The organism is Dietzia sp. B44 (genome assembly GCF_014145245.1).
GTDB classification, from domain to species: Bacteria; Actinomycetota; Actinomycetes; order Mycobacteriales; family Mycobacteriaceae; genus Dietzia; species Dietzia natronolimnaea.
In genome coordinates, this window is sequence record NZ_JAALEF010000373.1 from 1 (window position 1) to 5,198 (window position 5,198).

The window sequence follows — 5,198 nt, forward strand, 5'->3', positions numbered from 1 at the left end:
TCATCCGCTCGAACGAGGCGACGAGCGCCTCGTTCTGCACGGCGCCGAACCCGAGTCCGAACACCACGGTCGGGGCGATGAACCACCACGGGTTCGCCGACACCGAGAGCAGGCCGGCGATACCGGCCATGCCGAGCGCCGAGACCGCCAGTCCGGGCCAGACCAGGGCGCCGGGGCCGCGCCGGTCGGAGACGAGTCCCGCGAAGGTGCGCCCGACGATCACGCCCACCCCCAGCAATCCGAGCCCGACCCCCGCGACGACCGCGCCGCTGCCCGAGACGATCGAGTCCAGGGCGGGCGAGAGGAACGACGCGGCGGCGCCGTACGGCAGCGACACCGCCACCATGACCAGGAACGGCCCGGCGAGCAGGACGAGCATCGCCCGGCGGCCCAGTGCGGACGGGTCGGAAGGCCTGGCGGGAGCGGGGTGCACGTCGGGGAGTCGTGCCGCCGCGAGCAGTCCGACCACACCGAACGCCGTCGCGCTCCAGGCGACCGTGGCCAGACCGAAGACCTCCAGCAGCCACAGACCGACAGGCAGGAAGATGGCCTCGGAGATCCCCACCGCGAGGCCGATCAGCGAGGTGGCGCGGCCGAGCATCCCGGGTGGCGCGAGCTCGGCGACCAGTGCGGAGCCGGCGACCGTCATCATGCCGAAGCCCGCCCCACGCACACCGCTGACCGCCAGCACCGCGAACGGCCCGTCGAACAGGGCGAGCAGCCCCGAGGGCAGGCCGAGGAGCGCGCTGCCGATCGCGAGCACCCAACGGTAGCCGATCGCCGCGGTGATCCTCGGGGTGAGCAGTTGGACCAGCACGGTGACCGTCATGAACACACCGGTGGTCGCACCGGCGACCAGCTCGCTGCCCCCGCCCCGGACCACGGCGAGGGGCACCACGGGCAGGAGCAGCGAGAAGCCACCGAAGGCGAGGAGCACCAGGACGAACGCCGCCGGCACACCGGGGGTCCGGGACAGCTGTGCGAACGCGCCCGGCTTCGTGACCCCCGCGGTCACTTCGCCATCACAGAGCGCCCTTGGTCGAGGGGATCCCGCTGATCCGCGGATCCGGCTCGACCGCGGCGCGCAGCGCCCGGGCGACGGCCTTGTACTCCGCCTCGGTGATGTGGTGGGGGTCGCGCCCGTAGTGCACGCGGACGTGCAGCGCGATGCGGGCGTGCGACGCGAGGGTCTCGAACACGTGCCGGTTGAGCACGGTGCCGTACGGCGCGCTGTCGTGGCCCACGACGACGTAGCCGATCATGACGTCGGGCTCCCCCGTGTGGACGCAGTACGGGCGCCCGGAGACGTCGACGACCGCCTCGGCGAGCGTCTCGTCCATCGGGATCGAGCACTGACCGAAGCGGCGGATGCCCCGCTTGTCGCCCAGTGCCTTCCCGAGCGCCTGGCCCAGAACGATGGCGGTGTCCTCGACGGTGTGGTGCGCCTCGATCTCGACGTCGCCCGTCGCGCGGACCGTGAGGTCGAACGCTCCGTGCTGGCCGAACGCGGTGAGCATGTGATCGAAGAACGGGACGCCGGTGGCGATCTCCGTCCGGCCGGTGCCGTCGAGGTCGATCTCGACGACGATCGACGACTCCCTGGTGGTGCGCTCGACGCGACCGACGCGTCCGCCCTGCTCGCTCATCGTCTCTCCCTCGTCGTGGTGATCTCTGTTCCCGCCAACTCGGCGCTCACCTGCAGCAGCCGGTCGTTCTCGCTCTCCAGCCCGATGGTCGCACGAAGACGGCCGGGGATGCCCACGTCGCGGATGAGCACGCCCGCGTCGAGGTAGCGCCGCCACGCGCGGGGCGCGTCCACGAAGGGCCCGTAGAGCACGAAGTTGGCCTCGCTGGGCAGCACGTCGTAGCCGAGCGACTCGAGCCCCGCGGTGACGCGCTTGCGCTCCTCGGCCAGCAGGGCGACCGACGCCAGGGTCTCCTCGGCGTGACGCAGCGCGGCCGCGGCGGCGGCCTGCGCGATCACCGACAGGTGGTACGGCAGACGGACGAGCAGCACGGCGTCGACGAACGAGGGGTCGGCCGCGAAGTAGCCGAGCCGCCCGCCGGCGAACGCGAAGGCCTTGCTCATGGTCCTCGAGACGACCAGCTTCGCCGGGAACTCGGCCAGCAGCGTGCACGCGCTCGGCGACGGGGAGAACTCCGCGTACGCCTCGTCGACCACGACGATCCCCGGTGCCGCGTCGATCAGCCGCCGCAGGTCGTCCAGCTCGATCACGTGGCCCGTCGGATTGTTGGGCGTGGTGAGGAAGACGACGTCGGGGCGGTGCCCGGCGATCGCCGCCAGCGCGGCCTCGACGTCGATCGCCAGGTCCGCGCCCCGGTCGACCGGGATCCACTCGGTGTCCGTGCCCGCGGCGAGGATCGGGTGCATGGAGTAGCTGGGGACGAATCCCATCGCACTGCGACCGGGTCCGCCGAAGGCCTGCAGCAACTGCTGGAGGATCTCGTTGGAGCCGTTGGCCGCCCACACCATGTCCACGTCCAGCTCCACCCCGGTCTGCCGCGTGAGGTAGGCGGCGAGGTCGGTGCGCAGGTCGACGGCGTCCCGGTCCGGGTAGCGGTTGAGGTCGGCCGCCGCCGCGGAGACCGCGGCGGCGATGTCGGCGACCAGCGCCGCACTGGGCGGGTGCGGGTTCTCGTTGGTGTTGAGCTGCACCGGCACCTCGAGTTGCGGGGCTCCGTAGGCGCTCTTGCCGCGCAGGTTCTCGCGCAGTGGCAGCGCGTCCAGGCCGACTCCGGGCCGGGGGGTGTCGGTCACTGGTCCTCCTCCTCGGCGGTGAGGTCCTCGAAGCGGGCCCGGACGGCCTCGCCGTGGGCCGGGAGACCCTCGGCGTCGGCGAGCGCGACGACGGTCGGGGCGATCTCCTTGAGCGCCGCGCGGTCGTAGTCGATGACGTGGATACCGCGCAGGAAGGTCTGCACACTCAGCCCGGACGAGTGACGGGCGGTGCCCGACGTGGGCAGGACGTGGTTCGAGCCCGCCGCGTAGTCGCCGAGCGGGACCGGGGAGTAGGCGCCCACGAAGATCGCCCCGGCGTTGCGTACCCGGGCGGCATCGGCGGCGGAGTCGCGGGTCTGCACCTCCAGGTGCTCGGCCGCGTACGCGTCCACCACGCGCAGGCCGGCGTCGATGTCGTCCACCAGGACGATGCCCGACTGCGGGCCCTCGAGCGCGTCGCGCACGCGGCCCGAGTTGAGGGTGACGGTGTAGCGGGCCTCGACCTCCCGCGCGACGGCGTCGGCGAGCTGCTCGGAATCGGTGACCAGAACGCTCGCCGCATTGGGGTCGTGCTCGGCCTGGCTGATGAGGTCGTAGGCGATGTGGACCGGGTCGGCCGTGTGGTCGGCCAGGACGGCGATCTCCGTGGGACCGGCCTCCGAATCGATCCCCACGACGCTGCGGCACAGTCGCTTGGCGGCGGTGACGTAGACGTTGCCGGGGCCGGTGACCATGTCGACGGGCTCGAGCTCGCGTCCGTCGGTGTCCTCGCCGCCGTGGGCGAGAAGGGCCACGGCCTGGGCGCCTCCGACGGCCCAGACCTCGTCGACCCCGAGCAGAGCACACGCGCCGAGGATGGTGGGGTGGGGCCAGCCACCGGAGTCGGCCTGGGGCGGGGAGGCCACCACGAGTGAACCGACCCCAGCGACCTGTGCCGGCACGACGTTCATGATGACGCTCGACGGGTACACGGCCTTGCCGCCGGGAACGTAGAGGCCCACCCGCTCGACGGGAACCCACTTCTCGGTGACGAAGCCGCCGGCGGCGACCTCGGTCACGGTGTCCGAGCGCCGCTGTGCGGAGTGGACGATCCTCGCGCGGCGGATGGCCTCGACCAGGGCCGCGCGCACGTCAGGGTCGAGGGCCTCGCCGGCCTCGGTGATGACCTCGGCGGGGACCCGCACCGAGGTGGGCCGCACCCGGTCGAACTTCTCGCCGTAGTCGAGCGCGGCGGAGGCCCCGTGCTCCCGGATCGCCTCGACCACCGGGCGGACGGTGTCGACGACGGAGTCGACGTCGGCGGCGCCTCGCGGGAGTGTGCGACGCAGCTCGGCGGTACCGAGGGTGCGACCGCGCAGGTCGATGCGGGAGAGCATGGTGTGGCCTTTCCTTTGATCACGGGACGTCGAGCAACCGGCCGACGGCCGCGAACCAGTCTAGGTGCGCCCGGGCCCGGGCCTGTCCCATGCCACCCTCGCGGGTGTTGTGGACCCGGTCGGGCGCACCCTCCGGCCGCTCACGCGCAGCAGGCGCCACCCCCGGAGTCGGCGCCGGCCTCGTCGTCGTCGTTCCTGTTGCTGTCACCCGCTACCGGCGACGTCCCGAACGTCTCCGAGTCGGCGAGGACCGTGTAGATCTCCCACCGCTCGCCTCCCGGGCCGGTGACCCACACCTTGTCCTGGGTGGCGAAGCAGCAGGTCGTGCCGATCTCCTCGTCGGTGAACAGGCCGGCGTCGGTCAGTCGCGCGATCTCGCCGTGGACCTGCTCGCTGGACTCGACCTCGACGCCCAGGTGGTTGAGCGAGCCTCCCTGGCCCGGGTTCTCGAGCAGGACCAGCTTGAGGGGCGGCTGCTCCACCACGAAGTTGGCGTAGCCGGGCTTGCGCTTGGCGGGCTCGACGCGCAGCAGCGTCGAGTAGAACCGGACGGCCTCGTCGACGTCGTCGACATTGAGGGCGAGTTGCACACGGGACATGGTCGGAACCTCCACCTCTGAGATGAATATCGAATTTGTTGCACCGCCCAGAGAACCAGCCTTTTCGATATTCGTCAAGAACCCGCGCTACACTCGCGGACATGCCCAAGGCCCTGCCCCTCCTCGACGTCAGCTCGCCGGTCTGCTGCGCGCCCGTATCGGCGGGGCCGATCGGCCACGAGGACGCCGTGGAGATCGCGCTGCGTCTCAAGGCCCTCGCCGACCCGGTCCGGATCCGGCTGCTGTCACTCCTGCTCACCAGTGACGACGGCGAGGTCCGCACAGGAGATCTGGCCGCCGCGACCGGCGTCGCGGAGTCGACCACCTCCCATCACCTGGGCCGGCTCCGCGAGGCCGGGATGATCGAGTCGGAGCGGCGCGGGATGAGCGTGTTCCACCGTGCCCGGGGGTCCGCGATCGACGCCCTGCGTGCCGCGCTCGACCCGAACTGCTGCACCTAGTGGGTATCTCCGTTAGTGCGTC

Annotated in this window: 6 protein-coding genes; 1 reads left to right on the forward strand and 5 read right to left on the reverse strand. The window is 71.8% G+C overall.

What is annotated here, in order from left to right:
* The 5 genes from G6017_RS12140 to G6017_RS12160 form a co-directional block, all read right to left on the reverse strand.
* Positions 1-1,015 (reverse strand): MFS transporter (locus tag G6017_RS12140; protein ID WP_182617578.1); only part of this gene is annotated, 1,015 nt, incomplete at its 3' end.
* Positions 1,016-1,022: 7 nt separating this feature from the next.
* Positions 1,023-1,646 (reverse strand): imidazoleglycerol-phosphate dehydratase HisB, encoded by a 624-nt coding sequence (gene hisB / locus G6017_RS12145; protein WP_179525136.1) that lies wholly within the window; start codon positions 1,644-1,646, stop codon positions 1,023-1,025.
* Entirely contained in the window at positions 1,643-2,779 is a 1,137-nt protein-coding gene (locus G6017_RS12150; protein WP_179525135.1) for a histidinol-phosphate transaminase, read from the reverse strand. The genes hisB and G6017_RS12150 overlap by 4 nt, the downstream gene beginning before the upstream one ends.
* Complete coding sequence (hisD, locus tag G6017_RS12155) at positions 2,776-4,116, reverse strand: histidinol dehydrogenase (RefSeq protein WP_179525134.1); 1,341 nt, start codon at positions 4,114-4,116, stop codon at positions 2,776-2,778. Before hisD ends, G6017_RS12150 begins: the two co-directional genes overlap by 4 nt.
* Before the next feature lie 140 nt (positions 4,117-4,256).
* Positions 4,257-4,715, reverse strand: a complete 459-nt coding sequence (locus G6017_RS12160) for an ArsI/CadI family heavy metal resistance metalloenzyme (protein WP_182617579.1) — start codon at positions 4,713-4,715, stop codon at positions 4,257-4,259.
* Between the two features lie 101 nt (positions 4,716-4,816).
* Here G6017_RS12160 and G6017_RS12165 point away from each other — a divergent pair, with 101 nt between their 5' ends.
* On the forward strand, positions 4,817-5,176 hold the full coding sequence (locus tag G6017_RS12165) for an Rv2640c family ArsR-like transcriptional regulator (RefSeq protein WP_017836078.1): 360 nt from the start codon (positions 4,817-4,819) through the stop codon (positions 5,174-5,176).
* Positions 5,177-5,198 lie beyond the last annotated feature (22 nt).